The organism is Bacillus sp. RCC_6_1 (assembly GCF_041360755.1).
GTDB lineage: Bacteria > Bacillota > Bacilli > Bacillales > Bacillaceae_G > Bacillus_A > Bacillus_A cereus.
On sequence record NZ_JBFUPV010000001.1, the window covers coordinates 271,138 to 290,409 of the forward strand.

Here is a 19,272-nt window from a genome sequence, read left to right on the forward strand (position 1 = left end):
TGAATAAATCAATTGTTACAACTTCGTCTTGTGGATGTTCATTTTTATAAGCTTCGATGAAAGCTTCCCCTACTGCCATTCCGAAAGAACCTTCTGCTGAATTTGGATTTGCTGTAATAAATAGTACTTTTGTCATTGTATTCTCTCCCTTTTTTCTCTTTATCTTTAATTCAAGATTTATTTTTTAAAAGTTAACAACTTACCTTATGTAAGTATAATACAAAAAGTTTTAATCAATGTCAATAAAAAATAGCTACTTTTTTTTCGTAAGTTAATGATTTACTTTGTTTCCTTAAAATTTAGTATACAGATATTAAGAACTCTTTCATATAAAAAGGCTACCTCTACAACTTATAGAGATAGCCTTCTATTACATATTATTTTTGAAATACATGTTTTACTTTTTCAGCTGGAATATTACTTCCGCCTCTACCTTTTACATCTTCAATCATCATTGTAATGACCATATCTGGTGAATTTAAATCAAATGCAGCGAACCAACCTAGTTCTTTTCCTTCGGCCTCTTTTGATACTTTTAATTCCGCTGTACCTGTTTTTCCAGCAAGAGTCATACCATCAATTTTAGCAATTTTCCCTGTACCATCTGGATCATTAATTACTTTCGTCATTGCAGTTTTTAATATATCCTGATTTCCTTTAGAAATTACATTTTCTTTCCAAGCTTTTGGTTGTTTATCTGTTTTAATAATATACGGTGACGGAATCGCTCCATCATTTACAATTGGCGCATACGTTAAAGCTAAATGAAGAGGAGTCATTAATACTTGTCCTTGTCCATATCCTGTATCTGCCATTTGAATATCATTTTTAATGCCGTCATTTGCAATTTTAGAAGCAGGGAATCCATATTCAATTGGTAGTTTCTCATCGAATCCGAATTTTTTTGCTTCACTCATAAACTTGTCTTTTCCGATTTTTAAAGCTTCTTGTGCGAAGTAAATATTATCCGAGTATTTCATCGCCTTATCAAAATCAATCGGATTTGCATCTTTCACACGCGTTACATAGTAATTACCCCAAGAAGAATCTTTTGTCCATTTTAATCCTTCAATTTTCAACTCTTCTTTTGGATCAATCGTTTTCGTTTCAAGACCAATTGCAGCTGTAATAGGTTTAAATACAGAACCTGGTACCGACAATTGTGTAAAGCGATTTGTCATTGGTTTTTTCGGATCATTATTCCAAGCTTCGCGTTGTGCCTTCGATGTCCCTCGTGCAATTATATTAGGATCATATGCTGGACTACTTACTAGTGCAATTGTTTCTCCACTTTTCGGATTAATTGCTGCACTTGAACCAGCTTCGCCCTTCATTTCATTATACGTTTTTTCTTGAACAACACTATCAATAGTTAAAGTTACATTTTCTCCATCAACAGCATCTGTTTTTGCTAAATTTTTAATTTCTTTTCCTTGCGCATCTTCTACAAAGACACGGCCACCTTTTTTACCGCGTAGCTTTTCCTCTAATACTTGCTCTAAGCCAGCTTTACCAACTGGGTCATCAGCTTGATAGCCTTTCTTTTGTAGCGTTTTTAAATCTTCAGCATTTACCTTTCCAATATAACCAGTCAGATGAGCTGCCGCTTCCCCTAACGGATATGTACGAACATTTACAGGTTTTGTTGAAACACCTGGTAAATCAATGTACGTATTTTGTGTTGCCCCTTCAGGCAAAATTCCAATTGGTACGAGATACCCTGGTTTTACCCATTTAGCAGCTAATTTTTGATCAATTTCTTCTACAGACATATTTAATAACTTCGCTACTGTTTCTTTCGTTTGCGGAGCAGTATCGCCTAACTTTTCAGGAATCAATCCGATTTCAGAAGCTTTCCCATTCGTTGCAAGACCTTTTCCATTACGATCGTATATTTCACCACGTTTTGGCTGTGTTGTCTGCATACGCACTTTACTATCTTTCGTCATGCCAGGGAAAATAAAATCAGGAGTCCAATCTATTTTCCAAGATTCTTTATCTCCATCTTTTTCTTTCACCATTTTTGCTTCATGACCAAATGTGATTTTACCACCAACTGTATCCATGCTTACTTTAAAAGGAACAGGACCTTCATCTTTTTTATCTTCTTTTACTTCCCCTGTTTCTACCTTTAAGTCTTTCACTTCGATACCAGAATAAATTTTTTCATATTTCTCAGTAAACTCTTTCTTTGAAATATCTTTTTTTGCATTTTTTGATAGTTGATCATACATATCTGCAAATTTTTGTTTATTCCACGCTTTTACATATGTATCAAACGCTTCTTGTGGTTTTTCTTCTTTACCACATCCAACTAACATGAATGTTAAGCAAAGAAAAAGAATCCCCCATATCTTTCTCAATCGATTCTCCTCCTCTTTCTATATTAGTACTTTTGAAAATTTTAGCATTTTTACATGCTACCTATCATTATAGCACTATCGAATCTCATCTATAAACTTATATTGGTGAATACAAATAAAAAGATTGATGTGAATTCTCACATCAATCTTTTTTATTATTGTTGCTTCTCATATACATGGTAATAATACGTATACGGGTTTTTTTCATCCGTTAAACCTTTTTCTACAAAAATCTCTTTCCAATTTGTCATATCCATTTCTGGGAAGAATGTATCTCCTTCAAATGCATAATGGATTTTTGTTATATATAACTTGTCTACATAAGGTAAAAAGAGATCGTAAATTTGCGCTCCGCCAAAAATAAAAATCTCTTCTTCATTTTTACATAGTTCAAATACTTCTTCTACAGAATGAACAACTTCACAGCCTTCAACATGATACCCTTCATTACGAGTTACAATAATATTACGTCTTCCAGGCAGTGGTCTACCAATCGCTTCATAGTTCTTTCTTCCCATAATAAGCGGGTGGCCCATCGTTGTTTTCTTCACGTATTGTAATTCACTCGGTAAACGCCAAGGTAAATTATTATCTTTACCAATTACTCTATTTTCGTCCATCGCGACCATAAATGAAACAATCATTTTTTCATCTCCTCTACAATTATACTGCAACCGGTGCTTTAATTGCTGGATGCGGATCGTATCCTTCAATCGTTAAATCTTCCATTTCAAAATCAAACACAGATTTCACATCTGGATTTAATGTAAGTTTCGGGAATGGACGTGGTTTACGTGCCAATTGCTTTTCTACTTGTTCAAAATGATTTGTATAAATGTGTGCATCTCCAATTGTATGAACAAATTCTCCTACTTCAAGACCACATTCATGTGCAATTAAATGTGTTAGTAGTGAATAACTTGCGATGTTAAATGGAATTCCAAGGAATATGTCACCACTTCTTTGATATAGCTGACAAGAAAGTTTTCCGTCCGCTACATAAAATTGGAATAATGTATGACAAGGCGGTAATGCCATACTCGGTACGTCTTCAGGATTCCAAGCAGAAACGATTAAACGACGTGAGTCTGGTGTTTTTTTAATCATTTCAATTACATCTTTTAATTGATCAAGTGTCTCACCAGCTGTCGTTTTCCAAGCACGCCATTGTTTACCGTAAACGTCTCCTAAATAACCATATTTATTTGAGAACTCATCATCTTCTAAAACGTTCTTTTTAAACAATTCCATTTGCTCATCGTACTGTACTTTAAATTCTTCATCTTGTTGTGAGCGAAGACCAAAATCAGTCATGTCAGGACCAGTATACTCATCACTTTCTACCCAGCTCTTAAACGCCCATTCATTCCAAATGTTATTATTATGCTGCAATAAATAGCGAATATTTGTATCACCTTTCATAAACCAAAGTAGTTCACTTGCTACAAGGCGAAATGGTACTCTTTTTGTCGTTAATAAAGGAAATCCTTTGCTCAAATCAAAACGCATTTGATATCCAAATACAGATACAGTTCCTGTCCCTGTACGATCTTCTTTCTTCGTACCATGTTCCATTACATGGCGGCATAAATTTAAGTATTCATTTTCAGCATGTTTCATATGTAGGAAAACCTTCTTTCAATCGTATATGGAATTTATCATAACATGAAAAATGGTAAATTTAATAATCTTAATTAATAAAATTTCTTGCGCTAATTCTTACAAAATTATTAACTTTCCATATTTTAAAAGGTTTTCATTTTCTATTACCGAAAGTATAGTGCGGTAGATCAAAATTTATATTTGGAGGTTAGAAATATGTCTAAAATTGAAACACCTGTTATGACTTCTTTACAAACCACGGTTAAAAAAATGATGAAGGATTTAAATGTTCCTGGTGTTGCTGTCGCTGTTATAAAAGACGGTGAAGTTATTCTTTCAGAAGGTTTCGGCTATCGTAATATAGAAACAAAAGAGGCTGTTACACCGAATACTCGATTCGCAATCGGTTCCTCAACGAAAGCGTTTGGTACACTTTCATTAAGCTTGTTAGCACAGCAAAAAAAGTTTAATTGGGATGCTCCTGTCCCGTCTTATATACCTAACTTTACTTTATCTGAACTACTTGCTAGCTCACAAGTTACAGGACGGGATTTAGCTTCTCATCGAACTGGAGTGAGTCGTCATGAGGCTCTTTGGTACAGTTCTTCCTTATCTCGAAAAGATCTCGTTGAAAAAATAAAACATTTACCACTTGATGCACCGTTCCGGACTGCATTTCTATATAACAACTTAATGTATGCAACAATTAGCTACATTGTTGAAAACATTACAAATCAAACGTGGGAGCAATACACTACAGAACATATTTTAGAACCTTTAAATATGAGACATACAAACTTCTCTGTTAACGATTCACAAACTACAGATGATTACGCTTTACCTTACATTGAAAATGACGGTGAAATAAAAGCAGTTCCATTCCGTAACATCGATACAGTTGGCGCTGCTGGGTGTATTAATTCCACAATTGAAGATATGGCAAATTGGGTACTTCTCCACTTAAATGAAGGAAAATTTGGAGATCATGAATTAATCTCCTCTGAATTATTACAACAAATGTATACACCACACAATTCAATTCCAGACCAACCGGTTTTATCACTCCCTGAATCTCCATTAAATAGTTACGGTCTTGGTTGGTTTATTAGCGCTTATCGTGGTAAAAAAGTGATTCATCATGGCGGTAATATCGATGGATTTTCAGCGCTTGTTTCATTCATACCAACAGAAAACATAGGCCTTGTTATTTTAACGAATGCTGGAGGAACATTACTTCCTACTTATCTCGCTAATCAAATTTATGACGAACTACTTGAATTAGAATCTATTGATTGGCATAAACGTGCTGTAGAAGATACTAAAAAAATGAAGGAAATGATGAAAGAAGCAACTGAATCCCTCCCTGAACAAATTAAAGGGACTACACCTTCGCACAAGTTAGAGGATTATACTGGTACTTTTGAACATCCTGCATACGGAACATTACAAGTATACAAACGAGATGATTCGTTATATGTACAATTTATGGAAATGGATATTCAATTAGGGCATCATCATTACGACATCTTCTCCACAAAAGTTGACTTATTCCAAATGAAAATGAGCTTATTATTCGCTTATGAAATGAATGTAAGTGGTGAATTCCCATCCCTTCAGTTACATGTACCAGCTACATTAAGTACTCAGCCGCTTACATTTAAGAAAATTAAATAAGTATCTTGATGTTAAAAAATAAAGGTAGGTGCGAATCACACCTACCTTTATTTTTTAACATCAATCTTATCTGGTTGAAACCAAATTGGCTTCGATAACTCAAAGTTATTATGATCCTCTAAAACTATAGTAAGACGCTCTAACATATCATCTAACATATGCGGCGCTGCTCGTAATGTCCAGACAACTGAGGAGAAAACTGTCATGCCAACGTACACCGTGTATAATTTCCAGAACTCCTCTGGTATTTTCCTATTAAAGTATCCTTCTATTTGTCCGATTGAATACGGAATACTAATATCCCTTGCAAACAGTGCAATTTTTACGAAATCATGAATTGGGTCGCCCCAGTCATAGCCATTAAAATCAACAACACCTACATATTTTCCATCCCGTACAATTATATTTTCTAAATGAAAATCATCGTGTTGAAATCGATTCGGGCGGCTCTTTAAATATATTTCATTTTCTTCTATAAACTTTATGATTTTATCATCATTTTTTATTTTTATTCCGCATGTTTTGTATACCTCTACATATTTACTATGTTTTTTCATAGCTCTTTCATACCATGGAAGTATATCCTTAGGAGCTTCAAATGTATGCATTTTTGCTAAATCTTTTCCTGCCTCTATACCAATATCATATTGTTCTTTTGGTGAATACGTAGGCAATAGCTTCTTCGCATCTTCCCCTTCTAAATATGAAAAAATACTATAGCATACACCTTCTTCTTCCAATATACCTATTTCAATTGGCCTTTGTGCCTGTACGTTACGTTTTACCATTTCATTTAAAATTTGAAACTCTATTTTCTTTCTTTCATACTCTTTTATATCGCCTGTCCGAAATAAATATTTTTCATTATTTGCATTCGTAATTATATATTTCTTATCTGGAGAGAAACCTTTAGAAATTTCTTCAATATTCGCTGCATCTTTTACTATTTGTATATTGCTTTGCCGTGCTGTAATTATCTTCATATCTATTCCCCTTACATTTCTGCATTTGGTGTATAGGCAACTTCTACAATAAATCCATTCGGATCGTAAAAATCAATCGTATAGTAACCTTCCGAATAATGATTCATTTCAATTGGACCACGTATTACCTTCACTTTCGTACTAGAAAGAAAATCTGCTACTTCATCAACTACTTCTCTATGAATAGCTTGATAACAAATATGTCTAGGCCCTAACGTCCTTACAATTTCCTCATCTACTTCTTTAAAGTATATTTCACTTTCTCCTGTGCTATATGCTACTTCATTTAACTTTCTCCACCCAATTATGGAGAACAACTTATTATAAAAAGAAATGGACTCCTCTAAATTTGCTACCCAAAATTCAATATGATGAATGCCTGCTCGCAGTGTATTCATATTAAGAATACGCTCCTTGTACTACTTGCACAATTTCCATCGGCTTATGAACCATGTAATCTGGTGCATCTTTTTTCACTGTTTCAATAACATCATATCCCCAAGATACCCAAATTACGTTCACTCCAGCCTTTTTACACGCTGCTACGTCTCGCTGTTCATCACCGACATATAACATATCTTTCTCTGTTATCTTTTTCGATTTTAAAAATCTTTTTATCATCTTGTCTTTACCGAACAAATTTTTAGAACAATACACTTCTTGTATATTTTCTATATCATTCTTTTGTAAAAACGCCCGAATATGCTCTTCTGAGTTCGATGATATGACTGCAATTCCGTAGCCTTTTTTATGTAGTTCATCTAATACTTCCTTCATCCCATGGAACAAAATAAGATCTTTTATAGCAGGTTGATACAATTTATAAAACTCCAGCGCTAATATCGGTAGTTTATACAGTGGTACATCGAGTTGTTTACATCTCTCCGCCATCGTTAACTTGCGTAAATACTCAATTTCTTCTTCTCTTACCGTTTTATATCCGTGCTTTTCAGCAATTTGATTATAAATTGGTACAAATATATTTTGTGAATCTACTAATGTGCCATCAAAGTCAAAAACAATATATTTTTGCATTCCCATACTCCCTTTGCTTCTTTTTTCTAAACCTATGTTATTCAACAACATGGTTGTCTGTCCCTTCTATAAAAATAAAAAAGAACAAGATTTTCTCTTGTTCTTTTTAAGAAAGCCATTTCGGCGGTACATTCGTATTCCAATAAATATTTCCTAACTCATGATGTCCTGAGTATCCATCATCAAAACGATGATAATGGAAATTAAAATAATAACCATCTTGCGGTGGATGATCTCTTCTTACATGGAAACGCAATAAATCATTTCCTGATTTCGTATCGTAGACATGAAAAATCTTTTCATTATTCCCACCAGCTGGTTTTTGAGAAATCGCTAATGATTGTAGTGAATCTTCTGGTACATCACTAGCAAGCTCAGCAATTGCCTCTTCAATCTTTGGTAATATTACATCTTTAAATTCATCTTCAATTACTGGACCAATTTTAGTACCAAACTTTTGCATCGACTGCTTCTCTGCTTCTTGCATCGCATAAGTAATAAAAGTATCGGTGGTTAACCTGTCATTCGTTTCTTCATATGTATAGGACGTACTCTCCAAACTTTGTTGCCCAGCTGTGCTCGTAGGCTTGTCCGCAGCTTTGGCATTATCAAGCAATATGGAAGGAGGCGTCACTAAACCAAATGTAAATACGGTAATTAATGCGACTAAGGTTTTTCTAAACCAATTTGGCATTTATGTTCCCTCCCCTTTCACTCATTATTTTTTATATAACGGTGGTTTCTTCTATTATACAAAATGATTGTAATTTTTGCACTTTACAATTTTGTTAACGTTCACATATTTTTCACTTGAATATGAAATTGTAAGATTTCATACAATATTAATACCACGATATTGAGGAGGCACTTGAATGACTTTAGATGTCATGTATTCCGCCGCAAGCATACTCGTTTTAGTATATTTTATTTATCAATGTGTTACAGACTAGAAAAAGAGCCGTCAATGGCTCTTTTTTAATGGTAGAAATACAATCCATACAATTAATAAAATAAAAACAACGCTGCCTACCACAGCTGGCAATAAATAAAACTGTGAAAGTATAACTATTCCATATAAAAGTATTGCTGGTAGTAGTAAATAACGATCTGCCTTCCATCTTAACAATAGTAATTTCCCTTCATCACAATATAAACGAAGAAACATCTTATTCGTAAATTCATTCCAATAATCACGTGCATAGCGAGAAATTGCAACTACAGCAAATACGAGAACAATAGCTGCAATCCACCTTGGAGTCATAATTATACTTGCAGTACTGATACATACAATTTGAATATAAAATATTCGTGCAGTACTTGTACGGAAAAATTCTTTCAAAAAAGATTCGACAATACGAGAATCAGCTTTTTTCCCTAAAAGTCTTTTAGAGCGCGGAAACATCCACGGTTTTTTATTCGAACTACTCGGTTTAGCCGCATGACCACCAACTTGCATAATTCCGCTCGTCCAGCGCATGCTTTCCTCCTTTTCTTTCTCGATTTCTTTAAAAAAGAACTTTTTATAATTCATTTTCTCTTTTACTAATACACTACTTAAGAAAATTACTAGACCGATAAATAAAATTGAATACAACGGATTTTTATAAATAAAAAATAAACTAATTCCAAAAAAGGACACGCTCATAGAAAATACTACATTTTTTACAATCCATAAAACCCATCGTTTCCCCACATGTACATGAACAAATCTCGTTAACAACGACAACATAAATCGAAATATAGTAAAGAATACCCAAAATAATAGGACTTGTATCTCTGTTACTTCGATACTTTTCATCAACACCGGTAACATAATAACGACTACTATTATATTCGTTATCGCTATTCGAACAAATGTGTACATCATGCCATACTGGACTAATTTTCGCATATGTGTTGCATACGAAATTAAAAATAAACTATCCGCTTGCTCAAAAAATGAACGAACTCCTCTTGGATATGTTACTAGATAAAATGCGAGTAATCCTAATCCGAAATAAATCGTCTCTTCCGTTGATAATTCATTTATCCATAGCGATCGATAATAGATTCCCATAAATATAAGTGCTGGAATAATAATATATAATGCGACTGTCCAATCTGTTACCGAACGTATAGACTTCCATTTCCGCTCAAGTTCATGGCGTAATCTCTTATAAAATTGTTGTTTAATCATGTTGTTCACGCCTTACAATTACATCAAAGCAGTCTAATAATGAACTACCCGGCATTTCCGCTAATATTTGAATAGATTCTAAATGTCCATCTGCGACTAATGTACCTTGTGAAATGAGTAAAAATCTTTCACAAATTTTTTCAGCAGTATCTAATACGTGCGTACAAAGTAAAATTCCTGCCCCGCGCTCTTTTTCTTTATATAAATAATTTAAAAACTCTTTCGTAGCTACCGGATCTAAACCGATAAAAGGTTCGTCAATGATATAAAAATCTGGCTCAGTTAAAAACGCCAATATTAGCATCGATTTTTGTTTCATGCCTTTTGAAAATTTTGATAAATACTCATGTTTATGCTTATTCATTCGAAAAGTATGTAATAATTGTTCCGCTCGTTCTTCCCAACTTCCCATTTCACTTCCACGAGCTGCCATTAATAATTCAATATGTTCCCAGAGCGTCAAGTAATCATAGTATGTTGGATGTTCTGGTACGTATGCATACGGATTTTTCTTTTCACCGAATGATATTTCACCGTCCATATTTACAAGTAATCCGAGTATCGTTTTAATCGTCGTACTCTTCCCAGCACCATTTGCTCCAATAAGAGCAACTAGTTCACCTTTTTCGATAGAAAAAGCTATATCATGAATTATTTTTTCGCCTATTTCATATCCAGCTGAGCGGATATTTACTTTTAACATGCATTCCCCTTCTTTCCATTTCTAATACAATCAAGGAAAAGAATAACATATAACTATCTATATATCATTATAAAATATTTATTTTCATAGCAGGAAAAAACATTTTTTAACAGAATATTAAATGTTTGATTACATTTTATTGGAGTGGATAATATGTCTTTTCAAATTCGTGAAGCAACGATAGATGATATAGACGCACTTTGTTCTTTAACGAAAGAATTAAAAGGTTCCTCTATTTCCTATGAAGATATGAACAACCGATTACAATTCGTACAAATGAGTCCGTTTGATTTTTTATATGTTTACGAGGAAGAAGAAGCTATATTTGGATTACTTGGATTTCGTATACGTGAAAATTTAGAAGATGTAACACGTTATGGAGAGATTTCAATTATTAGCGTTGATTCTAACATACGACGGAAAGGCATTGGACAAGTGTTGATGGATTATGCCGAGCAATTAGCAAAGAAACATAATTGCATTGGCACATGGCTAGTTAGTGGAACAAAAAGAGTAGAAGCTCATCCTTTTTACAAAAAATTAGGATATGAAGTAAATGGCTACAGATTTGTAAAACATTTTTAAACTACTTATAAATTGAAGGGACTATAACTATGACAAACATTAAAGCAATTTTCATTGATCGTGACGGTACAATTGGTGGTGACACTACAATACATTATCCAGGATCTTTTTCATTATTTCCATTCACAAAAACATCCTTGCAAAAACTAAAAGCTAAAAATATAAAAATTTTCTCTTTCACAAATCAACCTGGTATCGCAGATGGAATTGCAACTGTAGCCGATTTTGTACAAGAATTAGAAGGCTTCGGTTTTGATGATATTTATGTATGTCCTCATAAACACGGTGATGGTTGTGAATGCCGTAAACCAAGTACAGGCATGCTGCTTAAAGCAGCAAAAAAACATGGACTTAATTTAACACAATGTGCTGTAGTTGGTGATCGCTGGACTGATATTGTTGCAGGAGCAAAAGTAAATGCGACTACGATTCTAGTCCGAACAGGCGCTGGGTATGATGCTTTGCATACGTACCGAGACAAATGGGCACATATTGAACCAAACTACATTGCAGATAACTTTGAAGATGCAACAAACTGGGTTTTAAATCAACTATAATACAAATGAAAATTTTGATTCACCCGAAATAATTTAAAACATAGTTAAAATAGCCTTTTTGGCAAATAATTGTATTCCACAAAACGGATCACCTCAAAAGGTAGCAAGTTCCCTTTTGATACGCAAACATTGCAATTCAAATTATATTTTTTATTAGTAACAGCAATTAACGTAAAGAAGGAATAGCTTAGTGGCTATCCCTTCTTTATTGACTTCTATTATTTACATTTGTTATCTGTTTTTATTGAGTATTCTCATCGTTTTTATACTCCAAAATATCCCCTGGCTGACACTCCAAAGCTTTACATATCGCTTCTAATGTTGAAAAACGAACCGCTTTTGCTTTCCCATTTTTCAAAATAGAAAGATTCGCCATCGTAATTCCAACCCTCTCCGAAAGCTCCGTTACACTCATTTTTCGTTTTGCTAACATGACGTCAATATTAATAATGATTGTCATATCCGCCACCTCAGACCGTCAAATCATTTTCTGATTTTATGTTAATTGCCTCTTGTAGAAGTCGTTGGAGGATAGCAGCAAAAACGGCGATAACGAGCGAAGCAAAAACGATAATGAGTCCCACTAGCCCAATAGGAGGGTCCATTTTTTTCGCTATAAAATGAAAAAGTGGTAAACTTAATACATACAAACCACTGATTGTAATTGCACAGCGCTTTATATTCTTTAACGCCTTTACTGATAATTCCGAGAACGCTGTGTTCTCATCAATGTACTGTAAAAGATTGAAAGCCTGATAAAGAGCAACGTAAAAAGGCACAGCTGCTCCATACATCACAATGAAAACAAGATATTTCATCGGAGCAATATTAGGATACAAATTTGCTGCGAAATTCGCCATTTCCGGCACTAAAAATATGCATAAAGCAAGTACTGAAATTCCAGCAAGAAAAATAATTACTTTTAAGAACGTTGTTGAACTTCGTTTAAGATTCATTTACAATACCTCACTTATTTAATGGCAACATAATTTTATCACAATATTTATTGTTTAACAATAAATAAATATCGTTTTATTTTCGTCATGTTTTTTAATTTAGGCAAAAATAAAAAAGAATTTCTCATTACAAAGAAATTCTTTTTCTTGAAAATGTCTCTTTCAACTTAATTTTTTAAAACGTTAATTCGTAATGGAAATAACGATTATCTCTCAAATAACCATTTTCAGCGTATAATCGTTGTGCTGATAAATTATCAATCTCCGTTTGCAGCTTTACACCTTTTGCTCCATTTTCTAATGCGTATTCTTTAGCAGCTTCTAATAATTTTTTACCTGTTCCGGCTCCACGCTTCGCCGCTTGTACAAATAAATCATTTAAAATCCATAATTCTTTCATTGAAATAGAAGAAAATGATGGATATAGTTGCGTGAACCCAATATATTCGCCGTCTTCAACTGCTACGAAAATAACAGACTCTTTTTTCTCAATTCTATTTCGTAAAAATACTTTTGCCCCTTCTAAATCAGAATCTTGCCTATAAAACATGCGATAGTTATTAAAAACTGATGCTAGTCCATCTAAATCTGCAATTGTTGCCTCATATATTCTCATTTTACTCCATTCCCCTTCCAATACTGTCTCATTATATCCGTTGCCCATTTAGGCTGGTGTATTTCTTCTGTCGGCATAAACTCTTTCATTATTGGTTTTATATCCAATATAGGAGTGCCATCAATAGCATCTAATCCCTCAACAATAATTGATTTACCTTCTCTTTTGATCACCTTTACAATTGTTACACCTATGCGATTTGGGCGATTTTTCCCGCGCTGTGCAAAAATACCTACTTCAGGATAATCCTTATTATTTCTAGGATGTCTAGCAAAATACTGAATTTGCTCGTCAGTTACTTTATGAAAATAAAAAACAACTTCAATATGAGAAAAATCTTCAACCCCTTGTATACTCTCTTCTGCATACATTTCAGTTAAAGTTATACGAGATCTTACTTCTCCCCACTCATCATCTTTTATTTCCTTTCTTTCATTATGTACAAATGCGATTGGTTGAACTGAAAACATACGCATTCCCCCTTAAATGTAACCACTTACATTATAAAATATTTTCTGAATGTTTTCCAGATATACGAATAAAGTTTACATAATATAATTATACTCTATCTAGAGCTACCTTGACTGCTTCAATTGCATGTATATGAGTTGTATCAAATATCGGGACAGATACGTTTTCTTGCTTTATTAATAACCCTATTTCTGTACAACCTAATATGATTCCCTGTGCTCCTTTTTGCACTAACTCTTCGATGACTCTTTTATAATATTCTCTAGATTGAGATACTATTTTTCCTAAACATAATTCTGTATATATTACTTTATTTATTTCTTTTCTATTTTTTTCTGATGGTACTATTACTTTTATATCATGCTCTTCAATACGTGACTTATAGAAATCTTGCTCCATTGTATATTTAGTTCCAAGCAGACCAACCTTTTGAATGTCTTTTCTTTTAATTTCTTTTGCAGTTGCATCAGCAATATGTAAGACTGGAATATCAATTTTGGCCTTTATTTTTCCAACTACCTTATGCATTGTATTTGTACAAATGATTATAAAGTCTGCTCCTCCCTTTTGTAATGAATATGCCGCATTCCCTAGAATTTCTCCAGCACCATCCCAATCTCCGCTAGACTGACATCGTTCAATCTCTTCAAAATCCACACTATTAATCAAACATTTTGCTGAATGTAGCCCTCCTAATCTCTCTTTTATTTCTTCATTAATAATTCGATAATATTCAGAAGTTGATTCCCAACTCATACCACCTATAAGACCTATCGTTTTCATATAAACACCTACCTAAACTTTTTTTATAAAACTAATAACAACGTTTTATTATGTATATTATACACAATAAAACAAGACTTTAAGTTTGGAATATAAAGTCTTGTTTTAACGTAATAATATAGAATAATTGTACTTTCATTTCCAAGGAAATTTTTATAGAATATTCTGAAATTAATAATCTGATATTTTTATAAATTCTTTATACTTATAATTAAAACACTCTCGATACAACTCTTTGATTTCATCATATGATGGAACACGTGGGTTATTAGCTGGGCTACCACTTTCAATTGCATCTGATGCCATTTTAGAGATAGCATTTTCAAATTCAATTTCATCGATACCGTATTCTTTTAAATTTGGAATACGAAGATCATAGCAAAGCTTTTTTATTTCCCCAATCGTGTAGTCTGCTACTTCCTCATCAGAATTCGAATACAAATCCTTATTTAAGTTACGTCCAATTTTTGCTAACCTTTTCACTGCACTTGTTTTCGTAAACTCTAACACTGTAGGTAATAGTATGGCATTTGATATTCCATGCGGTACATGAAATAATGCTCCCACTGGCCTTGACATTCCATGAACTAATGTAACTGATGCATTCGAAAATGCAATTCCAGCTTGTAAGGAAGCAATCATCATCGCTTCTCTTGCCTCCATATTATGTCCATCTTCATATGCTATACGTAAATATTTCATAATACTTTCAATAGCTGAAAGAGCAAGTACATCTGTAAGTGGTTGTGAAAATTTAGAAATATAAGCTTCAATCGCATGACATAACGCATCTATTCCTGTTGCTGCCGTAATTTGTGGTGGTAACGAACTTGTCAAAACTGGATCTATAATTGCTACTTTCGGTATAAAACTAGGATGCTTCATCATCATTTTTACATCTGTTTTTTTATTCGTAATTACTGCTACACTTGTAACTTCCGAACCAGTACCAGAAGTTGTTGGAATTGCAATAAGTGGTAGTGGATTGTTTTCTATTTCAATATCCTTTTGGACATAATCCTCAACTTCTCCACCATTTTTATATAAAACCGCTACCGCTTTCGCAGCATCAATACAACTTCCACCACCAATACCGATAATAAAATCGCACTTTTCCTCTTTACAAAGAGATAACGCTTCTAATACGTGTATATTTGTAGGCTCAGCATCCACTTTATTATATGTGCTAACAGTAATACCTTTCTTATTTAGTTGTTGCATACACTTTTCAACATATCCTAATTTCTCCATAATTGTATCAGTAACTATAAAAGCTTTTTTCCCTAACTTTTTTGATTGTTCTCCCAGTTTTTCAAGCGAATTCCTTCCATATAATACCGACTTTGGCATACGAAACTCAGAAACCTCCTGCAAGTCCCCCACCCCTTCTTATCCTAATTAATATTTTATAATATAAATTATCGATTTGATGAATCTTTACGATTCAAATTTTTTAATAGAGTCCTGTTAAAGTATAGAATGCGATAACTAAAAATACAGCAACCGTTTTCAAAATTGTAATAGCAAATATATCTTTATATGACTGTTTATGAGTTAATCCTGTTACTGTAAGAATAGTAATAATAGCCCCGTTATGTGGTAGTGTATCCATTCCTCCTGATGCCATTGATACGATACGGTGCATAACTTCTAATGGAATATCAAATTGATTGGCCGCTGCAATAAATTTGTCTCCCATTGCGCTTAATACTATTCCCATTCCTCCTGATGCCGAGCCTGTAATTCCAGCTAAAATATTCGTCGTTACTGCACCATTCACTAACGGATTTGTGAAAGTAGCAGAGATGCCATCTCTCATAATTGCGAAGCCTGGAAGTGCTGCAATGACACCACCGAATCCAAACTCAGCTCCTGTATTCATCGTTGCAAGTAGCGCTCCACCAATACTTGTATTCAATCCAGCTTGGAAACCTGTTACTACTCGCTTCCAATATAATAATAACGTTGTTAAGATTCCTATAATAAGTGCCAATTCTACAGACCAAATTCCTACTACTGCACTTAATTCTACTTTTCCAAATGCTTTCATACCAATTGCAGAAAAATCAAAACCGCTTGGATACCACTTCGGTATCATAATAGTAAACACTTTATTCATTACACCTACTAAAATAAGTGGTATAAATGCAATAAGTTGTTGTGCTCTTGTGATTTCAATGTTATTAATTAATGGCATATTTTTTTGTTCTACTTGCAAAGATGCTGCCATTTCAGTATTTCCATCATTAAAACCAAAATATCCTTCACCTGCTGCTTTTGCCTTCTTACGTCTACTCTCTAAATATAGTAAACCTAATGTAAGAACAAAAATTGCTCCTACAATCCCAAGTATCGGTGCAGCATAAATATCCGTTTTAAAAAATGTTGTAGGTATTACATTTTGAATTTGTGGTGATCCAGGTAGCGCATCCATTGTAAACGTTACTGCTCCAAGAACAATCGTTCCAGGGATTAAACGCTTTGGAATATTAGCTTGTCGAAACAACTTAGCTGCGAACGGATAAACAGCAAACACTACTACATACACACTAACACCACTATACGTTAAAATAGCCCCCATTAATACAATCGCTAATATAGTACGTTTTTCACCAACTAACTCAATAATTGTTTTTGCGATAGAATCTGCAATTCCTGACATTTCCACTACTTTTCCAAATATTGCTCCTAATAAAAACACAGGAAAATATAATTTTATAAATCCAACCATTTTCTCCATAAAGATATTAGAAAAGAAAGGTAATACATAACTAGGTTCTGTCAAAAATACTGCAAATAATGCAAATATCGGCGCGAATAAAATAACAGAAAAACCTCTGTATGCTACGAACATAAGTAAACTTAGTGCTAATAATATAATAACTAACTCCAATTTTACCCCTCCATTAAACAGAATATTCTAAATTTTATTGATAAATTTCTACTAACCTTTCAATTCTGACATCCCTCCTCTTATTCATACAAATTTTTATGCTAAAAATGTCTAATTATAATTATTCGATTACATATGAAAAATCCCTTTAAACAGAAACGAATTCATCGTCATACGTTATAAAGGGATTGCTAGAATCTATATTTACTGCTGTATTAAATTTTTCTCTACACAAAAATGATACAGTTCTTCAACATCTTTCACTATGTAGGTCGCACTAACTTCAGTCAGTTCTTTTTCACAGCCATAGCCATATAAAACACCAATTGAAGCAATTCCATTCTGATTTGCACCTATTATATCGTGCTTTCTATCACCAATCATTATCATTTCTTCTTTATTTAGTTCTTCATGTGTTTGTAAAATATGAGCAATTATTTCTTCTTTTTTTATTCTCGTACCATCTAAATTACTTCCAATGATGTCTTCGAAATAATTCGTTAATTGAAAATGCTCTATAACTTGTTTCGCAAATACAGTGGGCTTTGAAGTTGCTACGAATATGCGATTCCCTGAACTTTTTAATTGTTGCAAGAGCTTCAGAATCCCCTCGTATACATTATTTTCAAACAATCCACGCTGCTTTAAATACTCACGGAAGTAAAAAACAGCACGTTCAACCTCTCCTTCACTCATATTATATCTCTCTATGAATGATTGCTGAATAGGAGGACCTATAAATGAATCTAACTCACTTATATGTACTTCTTCAATTCCTACTTTTTTTAATGCATATAAAACCGAGTTTACAATCCCTTCTTTCGGATCAGTTAAAGTTCCATCTAAATCAAATAGAAATGTTTTATACATGCTTCATTCCTCCACTTAATTTGCTGTATAAATAAGTGCTAACATCTCTTCCACTTCTCCCTATTATACTATTATTATCTATTTTTTCGAAAAATCAATTTCCATATGTCACATACTTTCAGTTACAAAATACGATAGATATGATACAGTAAAAAAGTTACAATTATTTTAATAGAAACTGGTGAAACAAATGTCAATTACGTTAATTTTTATAATGGCTTTCACAATTGTGATCCACGCAGTTGAAACAAGCTCTTATAGTATTCGATTAGCTGGAGTACGTTTAAAGAAGATTGCGGTTGCCTTGTCTGTTGTAGGAATGGTGTTACTTATTTCAAGAACATCAAACTTACTACAAGCCTTTTTAATCGGTGGTATTGTCGATGAAGCAAAACTAGATTCTTCTATTAATTTAGAGCATATTATACGACTCGTACTATTATCGGCTTCTATCGGTACTTTAATCGCGATCATTCTTTATCCAACTTTGACAAAATTATTTGGATATGTCATTCAAAACTTTGAAACAGACGGTTCTTTCATTCGAATGATGAAAACGAATAACATTCAAAAATTAAAGTACACAAAAAAATATGTCCGTTTTCCAAAGTTAGAAATGATTCATAGACTGCGTATCGGTGGTATTCCAAAGCGTATTATGCTTATTAACATGTTTGCTACTGCTATTTATACAGCAGGGGTACTTTCAGCCCTTTACGCTTCTTTTTTAAATCCAGATTATGCAACAAATGCAAGTACAGCTTCTGGCCTTGTAAATGGTTTCGCCACTATTTTATTAACTGTATTACTCGATCCACGCATTGCTCTTTTAACAGAACGTGCTCTACAATCAGAAAGCGGTGCTGAATCTATGAGTAAAATGTATGGTTGGCTAATGATTTCTAGACTTCTCGGCACATTATTAGCACAACTGCTATTTGTACCAGGTGCTTACTGGATTTTATGGATTATTGAACTGATGCATTAATTTACTAGAAAGGTGAA

General features: G+C 33.5%; 22 protein-coding genes. 4 read left to right on the forward strand and 18 right to left on the reverse strand.

Translation table 11 applies throughout. The features are described from left to right. The 4 genes from AB6801_RS01290 to AB6801_RS01305 form a co-directional block, all read right to left on the reverse strand. The coding region (locus AB6801_RS01290) for an NAD(P)H-dependent oxidoreductase (RefSeq protein WP_370941039.1) at positions 1–136 on the reverse strand (136 nt) is incomplete at its 3' end. 241 nt (positions 137–377) lie between these two features. Then, positions 378–2,363 carry a penicillin-binding protein 3 gene (gene pbpC, locus AB6801_RS01295; RefSeq protein ID WP_001227246.1) on the reverse strand — a complete coding sequence of 662 codons (1,986 nt, stop codon included), beginning with the start codon at positions 2,361–2,363 and terminating at the stop codon, positions 378–380. A 155-nt stretch (positions 2,364–2,518) separates the two neighbouring features. Continuing rightward, positions 2,519–3,007: a dihydrofolate reductase gene (locus AB6801_RS01300; protein ID WP_000637207.1), complete on the reverse strand. Its 489-nt coding sequence runs from the start codon at positions 3,005–3,007 to the stop codon at positions 2,519–2,521. Between the two features lie 19 nt (positions 3,008–3,026). Beyond that, positions 3,027–3,983: a thymidylate synthase gene (locus AB6801_RS01305; protein WP_097999209.1), complete on the reverse strand. Its 957-nt coding sequence runs from the start codon at positions 3,981–3,983 to the stop codon at positions 3,027–3,029. A gap of 198 nt (positions 3,984–4,181) precedes the next feature. Here AB6801_RS01305 and AB6801_RS01310 point away from each other — a divergent pair, with 198 nt between their 5' ends. Then, positions 4,182–5,639, forward strand: coding sequence for a serine hydrolase (locus tag AB6801_RS01310; RefSeq protein ID WP_097999208.1), 1,458 nt, complete (start codon positions 4,182–4,184; stop codon positions 5,637–5,639). A gap of 47 nt (positions 5,640–5,686) precedes the next feature. On the opposite strand, the gene AB6801_RS01315 is transcribed toward AB6801_RS01310, so the two are convergent. The 6 genes from AB6801_RS01315 to AB6801_RS01340 all read right to left on the reverse strand — a co-directional run bounded on the left by AB6801_RS01315 (position 5,687) and on the right by AB6801_RS01340 (position 10,536). Beyond that, positions 5,687–6,622, reverse strand: coding sequence for an aminoglycoside phosphotransferase family protein (locus tag AB6801_RS01315; RefSeq protein ID WP_097999207.1), 936 nt, complete (start codon positions 6,620–6,622; stop codon positions 5,687–5,689). 11 nt (positions 6,623–6,633) lie between these two features. Further along, positions 6,634–7,020: a VOC family protein gene (locus tag AB6801_RS01320; protein WP_001094668.1), complete on the reverse strand. Its 387-nt coding sequence runs from the start codon at positions 7,018–7,020 to the stop codon at positions 6,634–6,636. Between the two features lies 1 nt (position 7,021). Next, positions 7,022–7,657: an HAD family hydrolase gene (locus tag AB6801_RS01325; protein ID WP_001987851.1), complete on the reverse strand. Its 636-nt coding sequence runs from the start codon at positions 7,655–7,657 to the stop codon at positions 7,022–7,024. 106 nt (positions 7,658–7,763) lie between these two features. Next, positions 7,764–8,351 carry a YpjP family protein gene (locus AB6801_RS01330; protein ID WP_001134421.1) on the reverse strand — a complete coding sequence of 196 codons (588 nt, stop codon included), beginning with the start codon at positions 8,349–8,351 and terminating at the stop codon, positions 7,764–7,766. 267 nt (positions 8,352–8,618) lie between these two features. Further along, a complete protein-coding gene (locus AB6801_RS01335; RefSeq protein WP_000595442.1) occupies positions 8,619–9,833 on the reverse strand; it encodes an ABC transporter permease in 1,215 nt (404 codons plus the stop codon). After that, on the reverse strand, positions 9,826–10,536 hold the full coding sequence (locus AB6801_RS01340) for an ABC transporter ATP-binding protein (protein WP_000921904.1): 711 nt from the start codon (positions 10,534–10,536) through the stop codon (positions 9,826–9,828). The genes AB6801_RS01335 and AB6801_RS01340 overlap by 8 nt, the downstream gene beginning before the upstream one ends. A gap of 153 nt (positions 10,537–10,689) precedes the next feature. Between AB6801_RS01340 and AB6801_RS01345 the strand changes: the two genes are divergently transcribed. Continuing rightward, entirely contained in the window at positions 10,690–11,121 is a 432-nt protein-coding gene (locus AB6801_RS01345; RefSeq protein WP_000009776.1) for a GNAT family N-acetyltransferase, read from the forward strand. A gap of 29 nt (positions 11,122–11,150) precedes the next feature. Then, a complete protein-coding gene (locus AB6801_RS01350; protein ID WP_000181772.1) occupies positions 11,151–11,678 on the forward strand; it encodes an HAD-IIIA family hydrolase in 528 nt (175 codons plus the stop codon). A gap of 241 nt (positions 11,679–11,919) precedes the next feature. On the opposite strand, the gene AB6801_RS01355 is transcribed toward AB6801_RS01350, so the two are convergent. From AB6801_RS01355 to AB6801_RS01390, 8 genes are all read right to left on the reverse strand, one after another. Further along, a complete protein-coding gene (locus AB6801_RS01355; protein ID WP_000152538.1) occupies positions 11,920–12,138 on the reverse strand; it encodes a helix-turn-helix domain-containing protein in 219 nt (72 codons plus the stop codon). A 10-nt stretch (positions 12,139–12,148) separates the two neighbouring features. Continuing rightward, on the reverse strand, positions 12,149–12,634 hold the full coding sequence (locus AB6801_RS01360; RefSeq protein ID WP_001050149.1) for a DUF2975 domain-containing protein: 486 nt from the start codon (positions 12,632–12,634) through the stop codon (positions 12,149–12,151). Positions 12,635–12,809: 175 nt separating this feature from the next. Next, a complete protein-coding gene (locus tag AB6801_RS01365) occupies positions 12,810–13,250 on the reverse strand; it encodes a GNAT family N-acetyltransferase (protein ID WP_001223866.1) in 441 nt (146 codons plus the stop codon). After that, the gene (locus tag AB6801_RS01370) at positions 13,247–13,720 is read right to left on the reverse strand and encodes an SAM-dependent methyltransferase (protein WP_000493255.1); all 474 of its coding nucleotides are present in this window, start codon (positions 13,718–13,720) and stop codon (positions 13,247–13,249) included. The genes AB6801_RS01365 and AB6801_RS01370 overlap by 4 nt, the downstream gene beginning before the upstream one ends. An 88-nt stretch (positions 13,721–13,808) precedes the next feature. After that, the gene (locus tag AB6801_RS01375) at positions 13,809–14,504 is read right to left on the reverse strand and encodes an aspartate/glutamate racemase family protein (protein WP_000848569.1); all 696 of its coding nucleotides are present in this window, start codon (positions 14,502–14,504) and stop codon (positions 13,809–13,811) included. Between the two features lie 171 nt (positions 14,505–14,675). After that, positions 14,676–15,878, reverse strand: coding sequence for an iron-containing alcohol dehydrogenase (locus AB6801_RS01380; RefSeq protein ID WP_033667951.1), 1,203 nt, complete (start codon positions 15,876–15,878; stop codon positions 14,676–14,678). 79 nt (positions 15,879–15,957) lie between these two features. After that, positions 15,958–17,397: a GntP family permease gene (locus tag AB6801_RS01385; RefSeq protein WP_000424327.1), complete on the reverse strand. Its 1,440-nt coding sequence runs from the start codon at positions 17,395–17,397 to the stop codon at positions 15,958–15,960. A gap of 204 nt (positions 17,398–17,601) precedes the next feature. After that, positions 17,602–18,267, reverse strand: a complete 666-nt coding sequence (locus AB6801_RS01390) for an HAD family hydrolase (protein ID WP_000278478.1) — start codon at positions 18,265–18,267, stop codon at positions 17,602–17,604. Between the two features lie 190 nt (positions 18,268–18,457). On the opposite strand from AB6801_RS01390, the gene AB6801_RS01395 reads away from it, so the two are divergent. Continuing rightward, entirely contained in the window at positions 18,458–19,255 is a 798-nt protein-coding gene (locus tag AB6801_RS01395) for a lipid II flippase Amj family protein (RefSeq protein ID WP_000028915.1), read from the forward strand. Positions 19,256–19,272: the final 17 nt, after the last annotated feature.

Bases quoted from the DNA above. Each gene is read 5' to 3' on its own strand.
- AB6801_RS01365 (WP_001223866.1), bottom strand. From the start codon at position 13,250: ATGAGAATATATGAGGCAACAATTGCAGATTTAGATGGACTAGCATCA.
- AB6801_RS01390 (WP_000278478.1), bottom strand. From the start codon at position 18,267: ATGTATAAAACATTTCTATTTGATTTAGATGGAACTTTAACTGATCCG.
- AB6801_RS01330 (WP_001134421.1), bottom strand. From the start codon at position 8,351: ATGCCAAATTGGTTTAGAAAAACCTTAGTCGCATTAATTACCGTATTT.
- AB6801_RS01340 (WP_000921904.1), bottom strand. From the start codon at position 10,536: ATGTTAAAAGTAAATATCCGCTCAGCTGGATATGAAATAGGCGAAAAA.
- AB6801_RS01300 (WP_000637207.1), bottom strand. From the start codon at position 3,007: ATGATTGTTTCATTTATGGTCGCGATGGACGAAAATAGAGTAATTGGT.
- AB6801_RS01350 (WP_000181772.1), top strand. From the start codon at position 11,151: ATGACAAACATTAAAGCAATTTTCATTGATCGTGACGGTACAATTGGT.
- AB6801_RS01315 (WP_097999207.1), bottom strand. From the start codon at position 6,622: ATGAAGATAATTACAGCACGGCAAAGCAATATACAAATAGTAAAAGAT.
- AB6801_RS01305 (WP_097999209.1), bottom strand. From the start codon at position 3,983: ATGAAACATGCTGAAAATGAATACTTAAATTTATGCCGCCATGTAATG.
- AB6801_RS01310 (WP_097999208.1), top strand. From the start codon at position 4,182: ATGTCTAAAATTGAAACACCTGTTATGACTTCTTTACAAACCACGGTT.
- AB6801_RS01355 (WP_000152538.1), bottom strand. From the start codon at position 12,138: ATGACAATCATTATTAATATTGACGTCATGTTAGCAAAACGAAAAATG.
- AB6801_RS01375 (WP_000848569.1), bottom strand. From the start codon at position 14,504: ATGAAAACGATAGGTCTTATAGGTGGTATGAGTTGGGAATCAACTTCT.
- AB6801_RS01325 (WP_001987851.1), bottom strand. From the start codon at position 7,657: ATGCAAAAATATATTGTTTTTGACTTTGATGGCACATTAGTAGATTCA.
- AB6801_RS01335 (WP_000595442.1), bottom strand. From the start codon at position 9,833: ATGATTAAACAACAATTTTATAAGAGATTACGCCATGAACTTGAGCGG.
- AB6801_RS01360 (WP_001050149.1), bottom strand. From the start codon at position 12,634: ATGAATCTTAAACGAAGTTCAACAACGTTCTTAAAAGTAATTATTTTT.
- AB6801_RS01370 (WP_000493255.1), bottom strand. From the start codon at position 13,720: ATGTTTTCAGTTCAACCAATCGCATTTGTACATAATGAAAGAAAGGAA.
- AB6801_RS01320 (WP_001094668.1), bottom strand. From the start codon at position 7,020: ATGAATACACTGCGAGCAGGCATTCATCATATTGAATTTTGGGTAGCA.
- AB6801_RS01345 (WP_000009776.1), top strand. From the start codon at position 10,690: ATGTCTTTTCAAATTCGTGAAGCAACGATAGATGATATAGACGCACTT.
- AB6801_RS01395 (WP_000028915.1), top strand. From the start codon at position 18,458: ATGTCAATTACGTTAATTTTTATAATGGCTTTCACAATTGTGATCCAC.